Below are 20,658 nucleotides of genomic sequence, written 5' to 3' on the forward strand. Positions count from 1 at the left end.
TGTTGCTTTGAAGCTTGCGTGATTGCCGCTGGCTTCATTTTTCACTGATAGGAAATCCAATTGGATCGACCGAAGTATCCTCGTCGTCCATAAGCATGTCAACACGAAGTCGTCGTAATGTCAGGGCTGTCCCATCAAAATTATTTTGACATAAATCGTTGCAACAATCGGAATTTTTTTTTGTAAAAAAGGAGGGAAACAATGGAAAAAAGAATGGTAGAAAGATTTCAAGAACATTTTTGGAGATTGACGAATCCGTGAATAGAATGGGCAACGCTGCATCAATTGGAGAAATTTTTTTGTGATGTTGCGCGGATTCCGGATGCATTTCATATCTGAATCCGCGTGCTATACGCGAGAAAAATATTAGAGTGCCGGAGCATAATTTCCCCGATTGCAGCGAGGAAAAAATTGTTTCTCGCGCATTCCCGGCAAGATCTACAAAACAGACAAAAATGCCGCAGAACATTTAAAATTGACTCTGGGCATCATTGTCGCCCCATCCTGTTCTAATGGAACCACTGCGTTTTTCGACCGGCAGGCAATGAACTCCCGCAAATTTTTTAAACGCTCCCAGCTTTAAATTGATCCGGAAATTTCAGGGATGATCTTCATGGAATTTCAGAAACAATCCTAAAAGTTCACCAACATCCAGGTATCTTACAAAGGTTTTCACCATGTTTTCATCACTGCGCACACGGCTCATCGCCATCTGTGTTTCCGTCGTTATTCTCGCCATGCTGATCGTCGTTGCGGTCAATTACAACACCGCCAGGCAGCATACGCTGACAGCTTTGAATGGGCAGATGCAGCAGCTATCGCAGAGTCATGCAAGCGGCATTGCCGCGTGGGTACATTCAAAGCGCACGGTCGTGGAGTCGATCAAACTAAACATCGGCGCGCCAGATCCACTGCCGTTTTTGACGGCGGCGGATAAGGCCGGCACGTTTGACAATGCCTATATCGGCTTCGCGGATAAACACGCTGTTTTCTCCCGGCCGGAAGGCATTCCTGCCGACTACGATCCTACGGTTCGGCCGTGGTACATCAGGGCCGCGCAGACTGGCGGACCAATTCTGACGACGCCCTATGTCGATGCCGCCACCGGCAAGCTGGTGGTCACTTTCGCCGAGCCTGCCGGTTCGCAAGGCAATCTCCAGGGCGTGGTTGCAGCCGACGTTCTTCTGGATAACGTGGTGAAGACGGTGATCGCGATCAAGCCGACACCGAACAGTTTTGCCTTCCTGCTGGATGGGAACGGCATGATCATTGCCCATCCGAATAAACAGTTGACGATGAAGCCTGTGTCGGACCTGAGCCCAGACCTGACTCCTCAGAGGCTGGCAGAAATTGACCGTTCCCGGCAAAGCGATGCGGTGCATCTTAACGGTCGTGATGGCATGCTGCATGTGCGGCGCGTTGAAGGCACCGACTGGTTGCTCGCCGTCGTTCTCGACCAAACTGAAGCGACGCAAGCGCTGACCGCAATGCTGAGCACGTCCGCCATTACCGCGTTGCTGGTCATTGCACTGGCTGCGTTGCTGTTGACCGTGATGGTCGCAAAGGCATTGAAGCGGATGCAAATGGCGCGCGATGCAATGGAGGATATCGCTTCCGGTCATGGCGACCTGACCCGACGCCTTGATGATCGCGGCGCGGATGAATTGGCACAGATCGGCAGCGCCTTCAATCGCTTCATCGGAAAAATCGCTTCGATGCTGGTGGAAATTCGCATCGCCGGCGAGTCTGTCAAGGTGGCAGCCCAGGAAATCGCGATGGGTAACCTCGATCTGTCTTCCCGCACCGAAGAGCAAGCCAGTTCGCTGGAAGAAACGGCGTCGTCGATGGAGGAATTAACCACGACCGTAAAACAGAGCGCCGACAATGTGCATCAAGCAAACTTGTTGGCAGGCTCTGCATCCGAAGTGGCGCAAAAGGGCGGAGCCGTTGTGGCGCAAGTCATTGAAACGATGGGATCGATCAATGCATCCGCGAATAAAATTGTAGATATCATCAGCGTGATCAATGGCATTGCATTTCAGACCAATATTCTGGCGTTGAATGCCGCCGTGGAAGCGGCGCGTGCGGGAGAGCAGGGACGCGGCTTTGCGGTAGTCGCCACCGAAGTGCGCAGCCTCGCACAGCGCAGCGCCTCGGCCGCCAAGGAGATCAAGATTCTGATTGGCGACTCGGTCGACCAAGTCGAAGCGGGCAGTAAATTGGTGGGGCAGGCCGGCACCACGATGGACGATGTGGTGACAAGCATCAAACGGGTAACCGACATCATGAGCAAGATCACGGCTGCGGGCCGGGAGCAGAGTAGCGAGATCGAGCAAGTGAATCAAGCCATCGCGCAAATGGATCAAGTAACGCAACAGAATGCGGCCTTGGTGGAACAGGCGGCCGCAGCAGCCGAGAGCCTGCAGGATCAGGCCACTAGCCTGACGCACGTGATCAGCGTGTTCAAACTCGACGATCAGCCGAGGATGGCGGCACCGTCACCCCGGTCAAACCAAGCGCGCCATTTTCTGCCAGACGACGCGTCGAGTTGGGACGCATGAACACGAGGGCGATTGCATGAAGCGGGTGCCGGGGCCATGACCAAGAATCGAAAGTAGTGCTTGTAAACTGGTCCGGAAAGGCGTTTACTCTCGATACTTGGACGACGAGATGGCAAACGCACCGATATCACTGCTAGAAGCATTCGACGAATTGCTGCTGGCAGCCATTTGCGCATCCATCAGTGGAGCAAAGAGTTGGACGTCGGTTGTCGAATGGAGCGAGATGAAGCTGGACTGATTGCGTCAGCACCTTCCGTTTGCGAATGGTATTGCCTCGCACGATACCTCTGGGCGGGTCTTTTCGCTGCTCGGTGCGAAACAGCTTGACGCGTGTTTCATGCGCTGGGTCAGCGGGCTGTGCCCGTCACTGGCGGGCCAGCACATGGCCATCGATGGCAAATGTGTACGCGGCTCGCATGATGGCAAGCAGAGCGCGTTCATCTGTATCGACCTGGAGCAGCACGAGTGGTTTGACGCTTGGGCAGATCAAGACTGCCGACAAGAGCAACGAGTTCATCGCCATACCGGAATTGCTGCGTGCACTGGCATCAAAGGGAGCATCGATCACCATCGACGCGATGGGATGCCAGCACGACATTGCTGCCAAGATTGTGCAAAGCGGTGCGGACTACGTATTGGGTGTGAAGGACAACCAGCCCGGCTTGGCCGAAGCCGGATTGGCGAGGCGCACAAAACTTTGCCATTCTGCGCCGTATTGCACTCAACCTGCTCAAAAGCGACATCACCACGAAACTCGGCATCGCCAACAAGCAACTGAAAGTCGATTGGAACGTTGATTACCTAGGCAAGTTACTGGGTCTAAACAACTGACCATTCATGCAATCGCCTTGGTGGAAACTGCCATCGTTTCCAAGTCGTTTCACGACCATATGTCAATCCCTTAACCCCGCTCGCCCATGATGTAGTGTTCAAGCTGCTGGATAATAAATTGCTGTTCGGAAATTATGTCTTTCACCAGATCGCCGATAGAAATAAGGCCAACCAACTTGCCATTGTCCATGACGGGTAAGTGTCGCAATCGATTTTCAGTCATCAATGCCATGCATTGCTCATTGGTTTGGTCAGGGCTTACGTACATGACAGGGGAAGTCATGATGTCGCTGACCGGGGTATTGTCCGACGAGCGCCCCAAAATATGCACTTTCCGGGCGTAGTCACGTTCGGTAACAATGCCGACGACCCGTTCTCCCTCCATTACCAACAGCGCCCCGATACCTTTCTCTGCGAGTAACTTGATAGCATCCAACACCAATGCTGCAGGCGCGATGTTCCAGACCGTCTGATTGTGCTTTGAGTTGAGAATCTGTGCGACGGTTTGCATGGCTGATCTCCTTTAAAAGTTTCAATATAATAACTATATATTCGCTGATTTGGCCTATCCTGACAATCGTTTCTATTGTTGGTTTTGGGATGGATGCCGTAAAACTATTTCGCGGTACAACAAAATATATTTTCCTTTAAAACAATCTCAGTCTGCCATGAGCGTGAATTTTTTAGTGTCCTTTGGAGACATTCATGTGATGTCCTTGCTTGGGTATGCCGAATAGTTGACCTCGCTCAACACAGCGCCGTACCACTAGCCTTTTCATAGCCCGTTTTCAGCGGCAACAACCGACGCGTGGCAGGGTAATCGGGGACTGGCGTTATCTAAGCAAGAATATTGGAAGCGGCGGTCGCTATGGGTGATTTGCCGCTTACAAAGCGCTGGACTGCGACTCCTTCTCCAGTGCCGCGATATCGATTTGGTAGTGGCGGTCGCCACCATTGATGCGCCTGATTTTTCCCTCACGCAGCAGAGTGTTGATAATACGGCTGGCTGTTTCGATGGTCATGCCCAGCACCGATCCTATGTCTTCCAGCGAAAACAGCGACGACACATCGGAATCATCCGAGTCACGCATCTTCAACAGCAGGCGTGCCATTCGTACGCGCGCCAGCCCGTTGGTGAGCTCGCCAAACCATTGGTCGGCCTCGACCACGGTTTCGTGCCATTTCTTCATCAAATTGCGGTGCAAGCGGGGCGACTCGCGATCCAGGCGTGCAATGGCATCGCTCGGAACACGACAGGCAGTTACTGTATTGATGGCAATTGCGTCGTTCTCGTAATGTTGGCTGAGACTGGCTTCCAGGCCGATGATGTCGCCGATGCGCAGGATGCGCAGGATGCGCTGGGTGCCATCGGCATTCAGGCGATTCAATTTGACCATGCCGCTACGTATCGTATACAGCCCATTGACTTTATCACCCTGCTTATATATTACCGCTCCGGGAGTAAACCGGAAATCTTCGATGGGCGCTTGAATCAGACGAAAATCTTCATCGGTGAAATCAGAAAATAATGAGTTTTTACGCACTGCGCACCTACCGCAATCGGCAATATCTCGTATGACAGGATGAATTTGCGTAACTTTCATAATGGGTCTCTGGTTGCGAGAAAAATATAAGTACTCGGATAATACATGGATGCTTGACTAGGGAAAACCAAGTTTGTCTCTATTGTAAATCGAATCAATTGTTGCGACGCAATACAACTGCACCTCAAAATAAATCTTTCATGCCTTATTTTTGAATTGCTAACTAGATATTTTCCATGAAGTGGAATCATTTTTTCATATCGTGGGAGCTGCTCCGCTTCAGTAACGACGTTATCTTTCATTTTGAGAAATGATATGCCACATCGCGATAATTAGTTTATAAGATATTGATAAATATAGATAAAATTTTAGATATATGTCTTATATAAGACATTGTTGCTTTGCAAAAAGGAGCCTACTATTATTTACATCAACACAGATTTTATTTAATTCATCTACTTTTTGCCATCAGGAGAATGCAATGTCGACACGTGAACAGCAAGTAGCAGAGCTGCAAAAAGATTGGGACACCAACCCGCGCTGGAAAGGTATCAAGCGTAACTACAAAGCGGAAGACGTGATTCGTCTGCGTGGCTCGATCCAGGTTGAGCACACTTTGGCGAAAAACGGTTCCATCAAGTTGTGGGACCTGGTCAACAACGAGCCGTTCGTCAACGCACTCGGCGCATTGACTGGCAACCAGGCAATGCAACAGGTTAAAGCTGGCTTGAAAGCGGTCTACCTGTCCGGCTGGCAAGTTGCAGGCGACGCCAACGTTGCTGGTGAAATGTATCCTGACCAATCGCTGTACCCAGCCAACTCGGTACCGCTGGTGGTCAAGCGCATCAACAACTGTCTGACCCGCGCTGATCAGATTCAATGGTCCGAAGGCAAGGGCGATACCGATTTCTTCGCGCCGATAGTGGCCGATGCAGAAGCCGGTTTCGGCGGCGTGTTGAACGCATTCGAATTGATGAAGGCAATGATCGAAGCGGGCGCATCCGGCGTTCACTTTGAAGATCAATTGGCTTCGGTCAAAAAATGCGGCCACATGGGCGGCAAGGTTCTGGTTCCTACTCGTGAAGCGGTTGAAAAACTGAATGCTGCGCGTCTGGCAGCCGACGTGATGGGCACACCAACTGTATTGTTGGCTCGTACCGATGCAGAAGCAGCCGATTTGATCACCTCCGATGTGGATGACAATGACAAGCCATTCCTGACCGGCGAGCGCACGGTTGAAGGCTTTTACAAGACCAGACCAGGTCTGGAACAGGCAATCTCGCGCGGTTTGGCTTACGCTGAATACGCCGACATGATCTGGTGTGAAACCGGCAAACCTGATCTGGAATACGCCAAGGCATTCGCTGACGCGATCCACGCCAAGTTCCCAGGCAAGCTGTTGTCCTACAACTGCTCACCATCGTTCAACTGGAAAAAGAACCTGGACGATGCCACCATCGCCAATTTCCAGAAAGAACTCGGCCGCATGGGCTACAAGTTCCAGTTCATCACCCTGGCTGGTTTCCACGCACTGAACTACGGTATGTTCAACCTGGCGCACGGCTATGCCCGCAACCAGATGTCGGCTTTCGTTGAGTTGCAAGAATTGGAATTCGCAGCAGCGGAAAAAGGCTTTACTGCAGTCAAGCATCAGCGTGAAGTCGGTACTGGTTACTTCGATGCAGTAACCCAGGTAATTCAGCAAGGCCAGTCTTCCACCACTGCACTGCATGGCTCAACTGAAGATGCACAATTCTTCGATGACAAGAAAGTTGCATAAATCGCGTACATTGCACTGATGCTGCGTCGGGAAAATTTCCTCCGGCGCTGCTAATGCTGCGATGATGTTGCAATAAAAAGACCGCCATGGGCAACTCTGGCGGTTTTTTTATTGCAACATCATCGCGTTTTATTAAGTGGGTGAAATGCTTGCGTACTATTAATACTGGAGTGGAGGATATTTTATATCCGCAATTAATATATGCGGTAAATGCCATGATTTTTTGCATACTCCATATTTATATTTCAAAACCTGTTTATCTTGCGTGCTGCCGAGCGCTGGCCGGGTTGGCAATCCAGTGGATGGCATGTCCGCAGTGCAGACTTGTTAGAATGGCGGCATTGTTGTGGCGGCGCGCACCGCGTTTTTTCTGTCGACTTGAAAGGTGCGGTTTTTGATCAAGCGTCGAAAATTCTATCGGTCGTCGTTACGCCGCTTCTTATTAAATATACTTACTTACCACGATTGAACCCTTTTTTATGTTGAGCTACCGCCACGCCTTCCATGCAGGTAACCACGCCGATGTCTTAAAGCATGTCGTGACTATGCAGCTATTGCAATACCTCGGCCAGAAAGACACGCCTTACATGTATATCGACACCCACGCCGGTGCCGGGCTGTATGCGCTCGATAGCAGTTACGCGACCAAAAATGCCGAATTCGAAAGCGGCATCAGCCGTCTGTGGGAGCGCAAGGATATGCCTGCGCCGCTGGCCGAATACGTCAAGCTCATCAAGCAGCTCAATCCGAGCGGCAAAATGCGCTATTACCCCGGCTCGCCTTATGTGGCCGATAAAACCATGCGCGAGCAAGATCGCCTGCGCCTGTTCGAGCTGCATCCGAGCGATAGCAAGATTTTGGCCGATAACTTCCGCAAGCTCGCAGCGCATGCAGCAGAGCAGGGGATACGGCAGACGGGACGCGGCACGCGTGTGATGATTCAGCGCGCCGACGGTTTTGCCGGTTTGCGGGCGCTGTTGCCGCCACCGTCGCGGCGCGGCCTGGTACTGATCGACCCGCCCTACGAGGACAAAAGCGACTATCGCCACGTCAAAGATACTCTGGCAGACGCGTTGACCCGTTTTGCTACCGGCACTTACGCAGTCTGGTATCCGGTGCTGAACCGGATGGAGTCGCGCCAACTGCCTGAGAAACTGAAACAATTGCCCGCCAGTGGCTGGCTCAATGTCACGCTTTCCGTTTGTGCGCCGTCGCCTGATGGTTTCGGCCTGCATAGCAGCGGCATGTTCGTGATTAATCCGCCGTGGACGCTGGAGCCTATGCTCAAGGAACTGATGCCCTACCTGGTAAGCGCGTTGGGAACCGATGCCGATGCCGAATTTACATTGGAATCGGGCGCGACGTTGGCGAAGTTTACCGGTACGCGCCGGGTTTAACTGATAGGAATCAAAGCTGTTATCGGCTATTTGCCAGCCGCAACTGCCTACAGCGCGTTATTGCGTCAACAGCAGAAATACCGTCGGTTTTTTGTGGAAAGCAGGCATTTCGCCGGCACCGAGTTCCCGGCGCCACTTGCCAGCTGTTTGCGTGCGAATCGATTCGGTCGGCAAAGTCAGGTCTGTGGCGATGCAAATCAGGGTATCTGGCAGGCAAGCGCCAGCCAGTGCTTCGAGCATCGCACCGTTGCGGTACGGCGTTTCAATGAAAAGCTGGGTTTGCTTCTCGTGGCGCGAGCGTTCTTCGAGCGCCTTGATGCGCTTTATGCGCAATCCGGCATCGGTCGGCAAATACCCGTTAAAAGCAAAGCTCTGGCCGTTCAGGCCGCTCGCCATGACAGCTAGCAGCAGCGATGACGGCCCGACTAATGGGCGCACCTGAATGCCGTGCTGATGCGCCAAACGCACCAGATTGGCGCCTGGGTCGGCCACAGCCGGCACACCGGCTTCAGAAATCAAGCCCGCATCCTGGCCGGCCAAAATCGGCGCCAGTAATGCCGGGAGGGCGGCAGATGGAGTATTGACATTCAACTCAGCAATGCTGATTTCCTGCAAAGGTTTTGCCAGTGGATGTGTGGCAGAAAGCAGTTTCAGGAAAGCGCGCGTCGATTTGGCATTCTCTGCCACAAAATAATCGAGACCAGCGCTAATGGCCTGAACTTGTTGCGGAATGATGCGCGACAGCAAGTCGCCGGCCTCGCCATCGGTCTGGCCGAGCGTGTTGGGGATCAGATACAGAATGCCAGGCATAGTTTTATCGATAATATGGTGAGTATATTTTTATAGCCATAATTAATGTGCGGTAAAGTGGTAATAAAACACCATACCCATTACTGTATTTATATGGAAGTGTAAAATGACACGCCAACGCGGCGCAGCATCGTAGTCAGCGCAATGAGCGGCAAGCCGGTCAGGGCAGTGGGATCGGTGCTCTCGATTTTTTCAATGACCGTAATCCCCAGTCCTTCGTTTTTAGCACTACCAGCACAGTCGTAAGGCTGCTCAATATGTAAGTAAGCACTCAATTCATTGTCTGGTAAATCGCGGAAAGTGACGAAAGTCTGGACATTTTCGACTTGCACCTGATTTGCAGGCGTGTTCTGGCGGCCATCCCAAAGACATAAGGCGGTATGAAAAATCACGCGGCGGCCGCGCATTTTTTGCAATTGAAGCAATGCGTTTTCATAATTTCCCGGTTTGCCGATCTGGAGATCGTCGAGTGTGGCGACCTGATCCGAGCCTATCACCAGCGCGCCCGGTGCTAACGTTGCGATTGCTTGTGCTTTTGCACGGGCCAGACGCAGCGCGGTCATTGTCGGTGTTTCGCTGGCAAGTGGAGTTTCGTCGATATCAGGAATCAATACCTCGAACGGCAATTGCAATCGACTCAATAATTCATGCCTGTAACGTGAGCTTGATGCAAGAATTAGTCGGGGCGGTAGTTTGGGAATCAATGTGAATGACCTGGTTAGCTAGCGGATATAAATATACTTCGATAAAGTGCGCTAACACTTTGACGAATGATCGAAAAGCCTGTTATTATCGCAGGTTTTCCGGATTCAGCTTTGCCTATGAATGCTTTTGTAATCGACGCTTTCGAATTTTGTCGGCTTAAAGAACACCGTCAAGGCGAGATAGTTATCGCAGATTCTTCGCGGCTTTCAGGCGAATGTGTTGATAAATCAGCAGTTCTGTCCTGGTCGATTGATGGCGGAACCGGCGTTTTAGGGTTTGAGCAACTGACGTTGTCCGTATCCGGATCTGTATCACTGCTGTGTCAGCGCTGTTTGACTCCATGTACATTTGATATCGCATCCGAATCAAGCCTGATTCTTGCAAAAGATGATGTGCATGCGGATGAAATTGAAGCAATGCTGGACGACGATGCGATCGACGTTATCGTTGGAACAAAAGAGCTGGATGTTGTTGTGCTGATTGAAGACGAGGTGTTGCTGGCGATACCTCTTTCACCCAAGCATGAAGTATGTCCGGACCCGGCAGCGCTGAAGGCTTTGAATGGGGCAAAAAGAAGCTCGCCATTTGAGGTCTTGAAGCGGTTGAGTTAGGCTTGGAATTGATTTTAAGCAAGTGTTCCAGTTTGCCTGTGGGCTTGTAAACTGGATGTGTTACTATTTTAGATCTTGAGTATTAGGAGTTATCATGGCTGTTCAGCAAAATAAAAAATCTCCGTCGAAGCGCGGCATGCATCGTGCGCATTCTTTTCTGGTTACGCCACAATTGGGCATTGAACCGACCACTGGCGAAACGCACTTGCGTCACCATATCAGCCCAAATGGCTTTTATCGTGGTCGTAAAGTGCTAAAGACAAAGAACGACGATTAATCGCAGTTCCGGATTAAGAACGGCGTGACGAGTTTTAACTTGGCGCCGTTTTTTTGCGCCTAAAATTAATGGTTCCGTGATTTTGAATCGCGCCGATTCTGCCCCATAATGCGTGGCTTGCGTAAGGCACTGAATCAAAATAATGACAATTAAAATTTCTATTGACTGCATGGGCGGCGATCATGGTCCGTCTGTTACGGTACAAGCCGCCATTGCATTTCTCAATCGTCAACCCGATGCCGAGTTGGTGCTGGTTGGACTGGAAGACGTGATTCTCGCGGAGTTGAAAAAACATAAAGCGGTAGGACATACGCGTCTGTCCATAGTGCATGCATCCGAAGTTGTCACGATGGACGATCCCGTAGAAATTGCCTTGCGCCGCAAGAAGGATTCCTCCATGCGTGTGGCAATTGGTCTGGTGAAGGACGGACGGGTGCAAGCTTGCGTATCGGCTGGTAATACGGGTGCGCTCATGGCGGTATCGCGGTATGTGCTCAAAACGATAGCGGGTATTGAACGTCCGGCCATCTGCGGCATTCTTCCTAATCAGAAAAACGGCCCAACCTACATGCTTGACCTTGGCGCGAATGTGGATTGCAAGCCGCAGCATTTGCATCAGTTTGCTATCATGGGCTCGGCGCTGGTATCAGCGATCGAAGGCAAGCCCAGACCGACAATCGGCTTGCTGAATGTCGGTGAAGAAGCAATTAAGGGCAATGACGTCGTCAAGCAGGCGGGTGAATTACTGCGTGCCGACAGTGCCAAGGGTCTACTTAACTTCTATGGCAATGTTGAGGGCAATGATATTTTTGAAGGCACTACAGATATTGTCGTTTGCGACGGTTTTGTTGGCAATGTTACATTGAAAGCAGCTGAAGGCATGGGCCGCTTGGTAAAATCAGGATTGACAGCAGAATTCAAGAGTAATTTTTTGAGTATGTTGGGTGCATTACTGGCGCAGAAAGCGATTAAATCTTTTTCCGCTCGGATGAATCCGTCCCGCTACAATGGTGCCAGTTTGTTAGGATTACGCGGCCTGGTATTCAAGAGTCATGGCGGTGCAGACACCTATGCGTTTGAATGGGCAATCAGACGTGCTTTTGACGCAGCAAAGTATGATGTTTTGTCCCGTATTTCCAGGGCGATCGAAGACTTGATGCCGACTACAGCAAGCGAAATCTTGCCAGGTCCGGATGCAATCAAATCGACGCAATTAACTAAGTAATAATGAGCATAAAACGGCATGAATCCATACAGTAAAATCATTGGAACAGGCAGTTTCCTGCCTAAAAATCGTGTAACGAATCAGGATCTCGCCAAACGAATGGCTGAAAAAGGGATCGAAACTTCGGATGAATGGATTGTTTCGCGCAGCGGTATTTCTGCCCGTCACTATGCTGATCCAGGTACACAATCCAGCGATCTGGCTGTTGAAGCTGCAAAAAATGCACTTCAGATGGCTGGACTGGTTGCAAATGACATTGACCTGATCATTCTTGCCACATCAACACCAGACTACCTTGGCGGTTTTCCCAGCACCGCGACCGTGGTACAGCGCAAACTTGGCATTACCAATGATTGCGCCGCTGTGGATGTGCAGGCGGTATGCAGCGGATTTATCTATGCCGTTTCTATTGCTGATAGTTTCATCAAGTCTGGTGCACACAAGAACATACTTGTAATTGGCGCAGAGGTGTTTTCCCGCATCCTCAATTTTGACGATCGTGGAACCTGCGTATTGTTTGGCGATGGCGCCGGTGCCGCTATTCTGTCATCCTCTGAAGAGCCAGGGATTCTGGCCAGTAAATTGCATGCGGATGGACGGTATAACGAGATCCTTTATGTCTCTGGCAATGTTGGTGGCGGGGTACTGGAAGGTAGTGCTTTTCTGTATATGGACGGCCAGGCAGTATACAAGTTGGCGGTAAAATTACTGGATAAAGTCGCGCATGAAGTGCTTGATAAAGCTGGACTAAATGCATCGCAAGTAGATTGGATGGTTCCGCACCAAGCGAATATCCGAATCATGCAGGGCACAGCCAAGAAGCTCAGTTTGCCTATGGAAAAAATGATTGTCACGGTTGATCAGCATGGCAATACATCTGCAGCATCCATTCCATTGGCACTGGATGTCGGCATGCGCGATGGACGCATCAAGGCTGGGCAAACCGTGATGATGGAAGGCGTTGGTGGTGGTTTCACTTGGGGTGCGGTACTCGCACGGATGTAATTAATCGATTACCAATAACTAGCATGAAAAAATTTGCATTCGTATTCCCGGGCCAGGGCTCTCAAAGTATTGGGATGTTAAATGGCTTTACCGATAACGTAGTCGTGCGGCAAACCATTGCTGAAGCATCAGAGGCATTGCAGTGTGATCTTGCCAGGTTGATCGGGGAAGGTCCGAAAGAAGAGCTGGATCTGACGACGAATACACAGCCGATAATGTTGGCTACTGCCGTAGCGTTTTATCGGGCATGGATTGCCGTCGGTGGTGCGATACCATCACTTGTTGCAGGCCACAGTCTTGGTGAATATTCTGCCCTAGTCGCTTCTGGCGTCATACCGTTTTATGATGCTGTGCGTTTAGTGCGTTTTCGTGCGCAGGCAATGCAAGAAGCTGTGCCAGTCGGCAAAGGCGGTATGGCAGCGATCCTCGGTTTGTCGGACGATGCAGTGCTTGAAATATGTGCGGCGTCCGCACAAGGCGAGGTTGTGGAGGCGGTCAATTTTAATGCGCCAGCACAAGTGGTAATTGCAGGTCACAAAAATGCCGTCGAGCGCGCCTGTGAAGCAGCCAAGGCAAGAGGTGCAAAGCGTGCATTGTTACTTTCCGTATCTGCTCCATTTCATTGCTCTTTATTAAAGCCGGCATCAGACCGTTTGCGTGATTTTATGGCAGGCATGGCTTTTTCTACGCCACAGATCGCTATGATCAATAACGTCGACGTGGCAATCGAAAACGATCCATCGAGAATCAAGGATGCTTTGGTGCGACAAGCTGCTAACCCGGTCAGGTGGGTAGAAACGATGCAAAAAGTTGCAGCAGAAAGTGTTACCCATGTCGTAGAATGCGGGCCGGGCAAGGTATTGACCGGGCTGACAAAGCGTATCAATGCTGATTTGGCGGCGGAAGCACTTTTTGATCAGGTATCACTGGATAAAATTTTGGAGCTAATGAAGTGACGGTGCACAATTTAAATAATCAAGTGGCACTAGTTACCGGTGCTTCCCGTGGCATTGGCCGTGCAATTGCACTCGAATTTGCCAGGCAAGGAGCGATAGTCATCGGTACCGCAACTTCCGAAGCTGGAGCCGGTGTAATTACCGATTATCTAGCTGCCTTTGGCGGCCTCAGTAAGGGTGTGATACTTGATGTGAATGATGTCGCGGGGTGCAGCGCACTGGTTGATCATATTCAGAAGAATTACGATGGATTGTCGATTCTTGTCAATAATGCGGGCATTACGCAAGATCAGCTTGCTTTGCGTATGAAAGAAGAAGAGTGGGATGCTGTCATCGCAACTAATCTGACAGCAGTGGCACGTCTTTCCCGTGCTGTGCTACGTGGCATGATGAAGGCGAGAAGCGGGCGTATCATCAATATCACTTCAGTGGTGGGATCGACAGGCAACCCTGGGCAGATGAACTATGCGGCGGCAAAAGCCGGGGTGGCAGGTATGAGTAGAGCGCTGGCGCGGGAAATTGGCAGTCGCAATATCACTGTCAATTGTATTGCCCCCGGCTTCATCGATACGGATATGACAAAATCGTTGAACGATCAGCAAATGGCGGCATTATTAAGTCAGATACCATTAAATCGTTTTGGCATGCCTGAAGATATCGCTGCTGCTGCAGTATTCCTTGCCTCGCCACAGGCAAGTTATATCACCGGCACGACCTTGCACGTTAATGGCGGGATGTACATGGGATGACGTATCACTAATGGATGTTAATAGTTTTTAAGCTAAATTTAAACGAAGAAACTGAAATTTATTTTTTGCGTCGCAAACCTGATAAAATGCGCGCACTTTCCGTAACCAATACACTGGAGGCAATACATGTCTGATATTGAACAACGCGTAAAAAAAATCGTTGCAGAGCAACTGGGTGTCGCCGAAGCTGACATCAAAATCGAATCATCGTTTGTTGATGATTTAGGTGCGGATTCCCTCGATACAGTTGAACTCGTCATGGCATTGGAAGATGAGTTCGAAATGGAAATCCCGGATGAACAAGCCGAGAAAATAACTACTGTGCAACAGGCGATTGATTATGCCAAAGCACACGTTAAGGCTGCTTAAATTACTTTGATTGACTTCTGGAGAACTGTTTGAGCCGCTCACGTGAACGCCGTGTCGTCGTAACTGGTCTCGGTTGTGTTTCACCTATTGGCAACACGGTTGCCGATACGTGGAGCGCAGCGATCTCAGGCAAATCCGGTATTGCGACCATTACCAAGTTTGATGCTACATCTTTTTCGACGCATTTTGCAGGAGAGGTGAAGGGCTTCAATATTGAGGAATATATTCCTGCTAAGGAAGCACGTCACATGGATGCTTTTATCCATTTTGGCGTGGCAGCCGGAATTCAGGCAATGCAAGATAGTGGTCTGGTTGTAACAGAGGCTAATGCCGAGCGCATTGGCGTCATAATAGGATCTGGCATCGGTGGTTTGCCAATGATTGAGCAGACGCACACGGAATATGTCGCACGCGGACCGCGTCGGATTTCACCGTTTTTTGTGCCTGCATCCATCATTAACATGATTTCCGGTCACCTGTCGATCAAGTATGGGCTAAAAGGCCCTAACCTTGCCATTGTTAGTGCGTGTACTACTGGTTTGCACAGTATTGGTACAGCTGGGCGCATGATTGAATACGGCGATGCCGATGTGATGATCGCCGGTGGCTCAGAATCCACCTTATCGCCGCTCGGTCTGGGGGGGTTCGCTTCTGCCCGTGCACTTTCCTCGCGTAACGAAGATCCCCAGACAGCATCTCGACCATGGGATGCCGATCGTGACGGATTTGTGCTTGGAGAAGGCGCCGGTGTGATGGTTCTGGAAGAGTATGAGCATGCAAAAGCGCGAGGTGCCAGGATATATGCAGAACTCGTCGGTTTTGGCATGAGTGGCGATGCCTACCACGTTACCGCGCCAAATATGGATGGTCCGCGTCGCAGTATGGTGAATGCATTAAAAAACGCAGGCATTAATGTCGATGAAGTGCAATACCTTAATGCGCATGGCACATCAACGCCAATTGGTGACAAAAATGAAACTGATGCGGTCAAGGCTGCATTTGGTCAGCATGCCAAGAACTTGATCGTTAATTCGACAAAGTCAATGACCGGTCACTTACTGGGCGGTGCTGGGGGATTGGAATCTGTCTTTACAGTGTTGGCCTTGTATAACCAGGTATCGCCGCCGACTATCAATATTTTCAATCAGGATACTGAGTGTGATCTGGATTATTGTGCTAACACAGCACGAGATATTCCTATTCAATATGCAGTCAAAAACAACTTTGGTTTTGGCGGTACCAACGGTACGCTCATTTTCGGAAAAATCTAATTAATACAGCCCGTCCTCGTGTAGGGGCGGCTTTTTTTTCCTTTCAATTATGTCCATAGCGGTCACTACCGTTGTGCGTCCATCCCGATTGTTGCTGGTCATGGTGACCGCGGCTTGGCTATGCATCATTTTGATCGCAGGTCTGATAGGGTGTAATTATTTGAGCATTTTGTCATCGTGGGAGCGTCTATTCGTCGTGCTGGCCTATTTTTTTGTGGCAAGTTCATGTTGGAGTTTCTTTTTTTTTGCGCAAAAATATTATTTGATCACCATATCTTCTGCCGGGCAGATACGATTATTGGAGTTGGGCACATCGGCCAATAATGGATGGGGCGTATTGGATAACGACAGCACTGGTAAGTTTATTGTCAATTTGTTGGAAGATTCGACTTTATGGCCAAAATTGTTATTGTTGCGCCTGCGTTCTGATAGTGGACACCTTACTGTTTTACCCATATTGCCAGATAGTGTTTCACTTCAGTCATTCAGGTCATTGTCGGTAGCTTTACGATGGATCGCTGCACGGGTAAAACGAGATAATAATGAAATTTGATGAGGCTTTCAATCTCAAGAGTTGAACTTAATGCATTGCATGCAGTCAATAGTTTTAAGCCGCGTGCATGTTGCGAAATACAAGGGAATAAGGATTGACAACAGAACGCGACATTGATAAACGACTTGTCGAGCGTGTTCAGCATGGCGACAAAAAAGCGTTCGAGCTATTGTTTTCCAAGTATCAGCGGAAATTGATGCGGCTTGTGTCTCGACTCGTCCGTGATCAGGCAGAAGCAGAAGATGTGGTACAGGAAGCTTTTATTAAGGCTTATCGTGCATTGCCACAATTTCGTGGAGACTCAGCCTTTTATACATGGTTGTATCGGATTGGCATCAACACGGCAAAAAATTACTTAGTTACGCAAGGGCGGCGCGCACCAACTTCGACCGACGCAGACGTAGAAGAAGCGGAAACTTTTGACGATGGAGAGCACCTAAGGGATATCAATACACCGGAATCCATGCTTGCTACCAAGCAAATTGCGCAGACAGTAAATTTGGCAATGGAATCCCTTCCTGAAGAGTTGCGTACAGCGATTAGTCTGCGTGAAATTGAGGGCTTAAGTTATGACGAAATTGCGGATGTGATGGAGTGTCCGATCGGTACGGTGCGCAGCAGGATATTTCGTGCCAGGGAAGCGATAGCAGAAAAATTAAGACCACTGTTGGATACAGCGTATGACAAGCGCTGGTAAAACAGGATCAACCATTTGAGCTTAAGGGGATAACCAAGCTGCGGCAAGGTAATTTATGAACATGAAAAAAATGACCCAAGAACACATTTCGGCTTTTGCCGATTCTGAATTAGCAGATCAGGAGTTCGCTGCTGTGTTATCTGCTCTTCGCGTTCCAGAACGGCGCGAAGCTTGGGATGTTTACCATCGCATTGGTGATGTATTGCGTTCGGAAGATCTGGCATACGAGATGCGGCCTCAGGCACAGCAGCGGATGGCAGCTTTACTGGATGCAGAGCCGATTGTATTTGCGCCTGCCCAAACGAGTAATCAGTCTAAAAGGCTGTCTTCTGATTTTGAACGCTTGTCCGTTGAACAAAGCGGGCCGGCATCGATGAGGATTGGGAAGCATTTTTTCAGACCCGGGCTTGCAGTTGCGGCAGCAGCAGCGGTTGCGTTTTTCGCTGCACCCCCACTCATGGTTGCATTCAATGGCTGGGGCACTGATGTTCCTGGTTTTGCGTCATCTGGTTCGCCTGTGATGGCAGCGGTTGAAAAAGGTAATATCAAACTCAAGGCGGGAGCTGCCAGCAAAGACAGTGTTGCGTATGTGACTGATACGAGCTCTTCCAATGTGATGTTGCACGACTCCAATATGGATGAATATCTTTTTGCGCATCAACGTTTTTCTCGTTCTGGCTACAGTAATGCACAGTATGCAAGACCGGCGTCTTTTACAACAGAAATACAAAGTAATTAATTTATGCGCATAGCATTGGTTGGAATGAGGCTTGTCGTTCTTTTTTTTATTTTTTGTGCATTTTCTGCGCGAGCAGGCAATAGTAATTCTTCCGGAAATCTTCCTGAGCAGACAATGTTCAAGAAGATGAGGGTAGCTGCGCAAAAATATAATTATTCCGGCACATTCGTGTATCAGCAGGCCAATCAAATGCGCACATCACGCATTACGCATTTGCTGGAAGGGGAAAACGAGCTTGAAAAACTTGAGATACTCGATGGTAATTTGCGTGAATACATACGTCGTAACGAGGAAGTAACCTCTTACATCCCGGAAGAAAAAACGCTTCTGATTGAAAAGCGTGTGACTCAAGATGTCTTCCCCGCAATATTTTCCGCTAGCTTGGATGATGTTGCTATTTATTACCATTTCAGGAAAAGTAGTGATGGCCGAGTAGCTGGATTCTTTTGTCAGTCCATTCTGCTGGAGCCGAAAGACGATTTGCGTTATGGCTACAGGCTATGTGTTGAGAAATCCACCGGCTTGTTGTTGCGCGCACAAACGCTGGATAAGGATAATGCAGTAATCGAGCAAATCTTTTTTACCCAGATTGAAATCGGTAAAATTGATCGCAACCGCGTTAAATCTGGTTTTGGAAATGTTTCGGGCTGGCGCTTAGAGAGTGCTGCCATGAAACTCGTCAGCATTCATGACTGGGAAGTTAAATGGGTGCCACCCGGATTCAAGAAAATTCGTGAAATGAAACGCCTGGTTTCGGGCAATTCTGCTTCTGCTGTCGAACATGCTAACAAGCCAGTTGTTGCCAGACGGGAGATTGAACAAATTGTGTTTTCCGATGGACTTGCTGCGATTTCAGTATTTATCGAACCCAGTACGCAAAGCCGCACGGAGGGTGTGCGTCAGCAGGGTGCGATGAGCATTCTGGGTAAGCGGCAAGGTGATTTTTGGCTTACCATCGTCGGTGAAGTGCCTGCAAAATCGGTTATGCAACTGGCTAACTCCATTGAATACAACCCAAAATAACCATATGAAAATACCTATTTCTATTAACAAGACACTTTCTGTGATCATGTTGAGTGTGGTGAGCGTGTTTGTTTCGCCTGCAATACCCGGCTTGGGTGGTAGTGCGATTGCGGCTCCTGCTGCGGGGATACCTGCTGGCTTGCCAGATTTTGCCGCGTTGGTGGAAAGAACCGGCCCTGCAGTAGTCAATATACGTACGACGGAAAAAATGAAGGCCGAACCTGCTACTCGCAGTAATGATGAGCAGGAGATGCAGGAATTTTTTCGCCGCTATTTTGGTATTCCGATTCCGCAGCAGCCAGACCGTGCCCCACGTAACAACAAGCAGGCTCCGCAGCAAGAGGAAGAAGTGCCACGTGGCGTTGGTTCAGGATTCATCCTGTCGGCAGATGGTTTTGTGATGACCAATGCGCATGTCGTTGATGGTGCGGATGAAGTCTATGTCAAATTAACTGACAAGCGGGAGTTCAAGGCGAAAATCATTGGCGTCGACAAACGCACCGATGTTGCTTTGGTCAAGATTGAAGGCAGCAATCTGCCGCGCTTGACCATTGGCGACTCCAACAAGATCCGGGTGGGTGAGTGGGTTATTGCGATCGGCTCCCCCTTCGATCTGGACAATACTGTGACTGCCGGCATCATTTCTGCCAAAGCGCGTGAGACCGGGGATTATTTGCCTTTGATTCAGACTGATGTCGCAGTCAACCCAGGTAATTCGGGTGGTCCTTTGATCAATATGCGCGGCGAGGTAATTGGTATCAACTCCCAAATCTACAGTCGCTCCGGCGGTTACATGGGAATTTCGTTCGCCATTCCGATTGATGAGGCGATTCGCGTTTCCGAACAATTGAAAGCATCAGGCAAGGTTACCCGTGGTCGTATCGGGGTGCAGATCGGCGAAGTCACCAAGGATGTCGCAGAGTCGCTTGGCATGTCCAAGGCACAGGGAGCGCTGGTGCAGCGGGTCGAATCAGGCAGTCCGGCAGAAAAGGGGGGGCTGCAGGCTGGTGATATTATTCTTAAATTTAACGGCATTGCCATTGAGCGGCTCTCCGATTTGCCGCGCCTGGTGGGTAATACCAAGCCAGGCACCCGTACTTCGTTGACGATCTGGCGCAAAGGCGCTAGTCGCGAACTGGCTCTGGTGATCACGGAAATGGAATCCGAGAAAGTTGCTCAAAAAGAGGATAAGAAAGCCAAACCTGCTGCTGTAGCAAACGCTTTGGGCTTAGTGGTCAGCGACCTGGCAGCTGCGCAAAAGAAAGAACTCAAAGTCAGCAACGGTGTAATGGTTGACTCTGCCGAAGGATCAGCCGCTCGGGCTGGGCTGCGAGCCGGCGACCTGATTTTGCAATTTAACAATACGGATGTCAAAGATGCAAAGGAGTTCAACGCATTAGTGGCCAAAGCTGAACAGAAAAAAATGGTGGTACTGCTGGTGCGTCGCGGGGATTCTTCGCAGTTTGTCCCGCTAAAGCCAAATAGCCAATAAATCGGTTGCCGTTTGCAGGGGCTGCAAGCTAATCTGGCTTGCAGCCCTTTGTTTTAATAACGC

The 20,658-nt window shown here is 49.9% G+C and carries 21 protein-coding genes; 17 read left to right on the forward strand and 4 right to left on the reverse strand.

The window, feature by feature from the left end; genetic code table 11:
• Positions 1-677 precede the first annotated feature (677 nt).
• The gene (locus KGFNPO_RS05860; protein WP_472633557.1) at positions 678-2,561 is read left to right on the forward strand and encodes a methyl-accepting chemotaxis protein; all 1,884 of its coding nucleotides are present in this window, start codon (positions 678-680) and stop codon (positions 2,559-2,561) included.
• Between the two features lie 392 nt (positions 2,562-2,953).
• Positions 2,954-3,358 (forward strand): ISAs1 family transposase, encoded by a 405-nt coding sequence (locus KGFNPO_RS05865; RefSeq protein WP_472633558.1) that lies wholly within the window; start codon positions 2,954-2,956, stop codon positions 3,356-3,358.
• Between the two features lie 104 nt (positions 3,359-3,462).
• Here KGFNPO_RS05865 and KGFNPO_RS05870 read toward each other — a convergent pair whose 3' ends face one another.
• Positions 3,463-3,903, reverse strand: a complete 441-nt coding sequence (locus KGFNPO_RS05870; RefSeq protein WP_472633559.1) for a CBS domain-containing protein — start codon at positions 3,901-3,903, stop codon at positions 3,463-3,465.
• A gap of 373 nt (positions 3,904-4,276) precedes the next feature.
• Positions 4,277-4,936, reverse strand: coding sequence for a Crp/Fnr family transcriptional regulator (locus tag KGFNPO_RS05875; RefSeq protein ID WP_472633560.1), 660 nt, complete (start codon positions 4,934-4,936; stop codon positions 4,277-4,279).
• A 481-nt stretch (positions 4,937-5,417) separates the two neighbouring features.
• Here KGFNPO_RS05875 and aceA point away from each other — a divergent pair, with 481 nt between their 5' ends.
• Together aceA and KGFNPO_RS05885 are read left to right on the forward strand one after the other, a co-directional pair.
• Positions 5,418-6,716 carry an isocitrate lyase gene (aceA, locus tag KGFNPO_RS05880; protein ID WP_472633561.1) on the forward strand — a complete coding sequence of 433 codons (1,299 nt, stop codon included), beginning with the start codon at positions 5,418-5,420 and terminating at the stop codon, positions 6,714-6,716.
• A gap of 479 nt (positions 6,717-7,195) precedes the next feature.
• Positions 7,196-8,113, forward strand: coding sequence for a 23S rRNA (adenine(2030)-N(6))-methyltransferase RlmJ (locus KGFNPO_RS05885; RefSeq protein ID WP_472633562.1), 918 nt, complete (start codon positions 7,196-7,198; stop codon positions 8,111-8,113).
• Positions 8,114-8,170: 57 nt separating this feature from the next.
• On the opposite strand, the gene KGFNPO_RS05890 is transcribed toward KGFNPO_RS05885, so the two are convergent.
• Both KGFNPO_RS05890 and KGFNPO_RS05895 read right to left on the reverse strand, forming a co-directional pair.
• A complete protein-coding gene (locus KGFNPO_RS05890) occupies positions 8,171-8,923 on the reverse strand; it encodes an SAM-dependent methyltransferase (RefSeq protein ID WP_472633563.1) in 753 nt (250 codons plus the stop codon).
• Positions 8,924-9,012: 89 nt separating this feature from the next.
• A complete protein-coding gene (locus KGFNPO_RS05895) occupies positions 9,013-9,624 on the reverse strand; it encodes a Maf-like protein (protein ID WP_472634396.1) in 612 nt (203 codons plus the stop codon).
• 69 nt (positions 9,625-9,693) lie between these two features.
• On the opposite strand from KGFNPO_RS05895, the gene KGFNPO_RS05900 reads away from it, so the two are divergent.
• The 13 genes from KGFNPO_RS05900 to KGFNPO_RS05960 all read left to right on the forward strand — a co-directional run bounded on the left by KGFNPO_RS05900 (position 9,694) and on the right by KGFNPO_RS05960 (position 20,595).
• Entirely contained in the window at positions 9,694-10,239 is a 546-nt protein-coding gene (locus tag KGFNPO_RS05900; RefSeq protein ID WP_472633564.1) for a YceD family protein, read from the forward strand.
• A gap of 94 nt (positions 10,240-10,333) precedes the next feature.
• Positions 10,334-10,516 (forward strand): 50S ribosomal protein L32, encoded by a 183-nt coding sequence (gene rpmF / locus KGFNPO_RS05905; protein ID WP_472615257.1) that lies wholly within the window; start codon positions 10,334-10,336, stop codon positions 10,514-10,516.
• A 142-nt stretch (positions 10,517-10,658) separates the two neighbouring features.
• Entirely contained in the window at positions 10,659-11,741 is a 1,083-nt protein-coding gene (gene plsX, locus KGFNPO_RS05910; RefSeq protein ID WP_472633565.1) for a phosphate acyltransferase PlsX, read from the forward strand.
• An 18-nt stretch (positions 11,742-11,759) separates the two neighbouring features.
• A complete protein-coding gene (locus KGFNPO_RS05915; RefSeq protein WP_472633566.1) occupies positions 11,760-12,746 on the forward strand; it encodes a beta-ketoacyl-ACP synthase III in 987 nt (328 codons plus the stop codon).
• Positions 12,747-12,769: 23 nt separating this feature from the next.
• Complete coding sequence (fabD, locus tag KGFNPO_RS05920; RefSeq protein ID WP_472633567.1) at positions 12,770-13,702, forward strand: ACP S-malonyltransferase; 933 nt, start codon at positions 12,770-12,772, stop codon at positions 13,700-13,702.
• A complete protein-coding gene (gene fabG, locus KGFNPO_RS05925; RefSeq protein WP_472633569.1) occupies positions 13,699-14,451 on the forward strand; it encodes a 3-oxoacyl-ACP reductase FabG in 753 nt (250 codons plus the stop codon). The genes fabD and fabG overlap by 4 nt, the downstream gene beginning before the upstream one ends.
• Positions 14,452-14,577: 126 nt before the next feature.
• A complete protein-coding gene (acpP, locus tag KGFNPO_RS05930) occupies positions 14,578-14,820 on the forward strand; it encodes an acyl carrier protein (protein WP_011871492.1) in 243 nt (80 codons plus the stop codon).
• A 29-nt stretch (positions 14,821-14,849) separates the two neighbouring features.
• Entirely contained in the window at positions 14,850-16,091 is a 1,242-nt protein-coding gene (gene fabF, locus KGFNPO_RS05935; RefSeq protein ID WP_472633571.1) for a beta-ketoacyl-ACP synthase II, read from the forward strand.
• Between the two features lie 49 nt (positions 16,092-16,140).
• Positions 16,141-16,644 (forward strand): protein YgfX, encoded by a 504-nt coding sequence (locus KGFNPO_RS05940; protein WP_472633572.1) that lies wholly within the window; start codon positions 16,141-16,143, stop codon positions 16,642-16,644.
• A 94-nt stretch (positions 16,645-16,738) separates the two neighbouring features.
• Complete coding sequence (rpoE, locus tag KGFNPO_RS05945) at positions 16,739-17,341, forward strand: RNA polymerase sigma factor RpoE (protein WP_472615264.1); 603 nt, start codon at positions 16,739-16,741, stop codon at positions 17,339-17,341.
• A 61-nt stretch (positions 17,342-17,402) separates the two neighbouring features.
• Complete coding sequence (locus tag KGFNPO_RS05950; protein ID WP_472633574.1) at positions 17,403-18,080, forward strand: sigma-E factor negative regulatory protein; 678 nt, start codon at positions 17,403-17,405, stop codon at positions 18,078-18,080.
• Between the two features lie 3 nt (positions 18,081-18,083).
• Positions 18,084-19,103 (forward strand): MucB/RseB C-terminal domain-containing protein, encoded by a 1,020-nt coding sequence (locus KGFNPO_RS05955; protein ID WP_472633575.1) that lies wholly within the window; start codon positions 18,084-18,086, stop codon positions 19,101-19,103.
• 4 nt (positions 19,104-19,107) lie between these two features.
• Complete coding sequence (locus tag KGFNPO_RS05960; protein WP_472633576.1) at positions 19,108-20,595, forward strand: DegQ family serine endoprotease; 1,488 nt, start codon at positions 19,108-19,110, stop codon at positions 20,593-20,595.
• Positions 20,596-20,658: the final 63 nt, after the last annotated feature.

Source organism: Gelidimonas diazotrophica (assembly GCF_055694025.1).

Coding starts and splice junctions, on each gene's coding strand:
- KGFNPO_RS05870 (WP_472633559.1), bottom strand. CDS start 3,903: ATGCAAACCGTCGCACAGATTCTCAACTCAAAGCACAATCAGACGGTC.
- KGFNPO_RS05865 (WP_472633558.1), top strand. CDS start 2,954: ATGGCAAATGTGTACGCGGCTCGCATGATGGCAAGCAGAGCGCGTTCA.
- KGFNPO_RS05900 (WP_472633564.1), top strand. CDS start 9,694: ATGATCGAAAAGCCTGTTATTATCGCAGGTTTTCCGGATTCAGCTTTG.
- aceA (WP_472633561.1), top strand. CDS start 5,418: ATGTCGACACGTGAACAGCAAGTAGCAGAGCTGCAAAAAGATTGGGAC.
- rpmF (WP_472615257.1), top strand. CDS start 10,334: ATGGCTGTTCAGCAAAATAAAAAATCTCCGTCGAAGCGCGGCATGCAT.
- acpP (WP_011871492.1), top strand. CDS start 14,578: ATGTCTGATATTGAACAACGCGTAAAAAAAATCGTTGCAGAGCAACTG.
- KGFNPO_RS05955 (WP_472633575.1), top strand. CDS start 18,084: ATGCGCATAGCATTGGTTGGAATGAGGCTTGTCGTTCTTTTTTTTATT.
- KGFNPO_RS05940 (WP_472633572.1), top strand. CDS start 16,141: ATGTCCATAGCGGTCACTACCGTTGTGCGTCCATCCCGATTGTTGCTG.
- KGFNPO_RS05890 (WP_472633563.1), bottom strand. CDS start 8,923: ATGCCTGGCATTCTGTATCTGATCCCCAACACGCTCGGCCAGACCGAT.
- KGFNPO_RS05950 (WP_472633574.1), top strand. CDS start 17,403: ATGAAAAAAATGACCCAAGAACACATTTCGGCTTTTGCCGATTCTGAA.
- KGFNPO_RS05885 (WP_472633562.1), top strand. CDS start 7,196: ATGTTGAGCTACCGCCACGCCTTCCATGCAGGTAACCACGCCGATGTC.
- fabD (WP_472633567.1), top strand. CDS start 12,770: ATGAAAAAATTTGCATTCGTATTCCCGGGCCAGGGCTCTCAAAGTATT.
- plsX (WP_472633565.1), top strand. CDS start 10,659: ATGACAATTAAAATTTCTATTGACTGCATGGGCGGCGATCATGGTCCG.
- KGFNPO_RS05960 (WP_472633576.1), top strand. CDS start 19,108: ATGAAAATACCTATTTCTATTAACAAGACACTTTCTGTGATCATGTTG.
- KGFNPO_RS05915 (WP_472633566.1), top strand. CDS start 11,760: ATGAATCCATACAGTAAAATCATTGGAACAGGCAGTTTCCTGCCTAAA.
- KGFNPO_RS05860 (WP_472633557.1), top strand. CDS start 678: ATGTTTTCATCACTGCGCACACGGCTCATCGCCATCTGTGTTTCCGTC.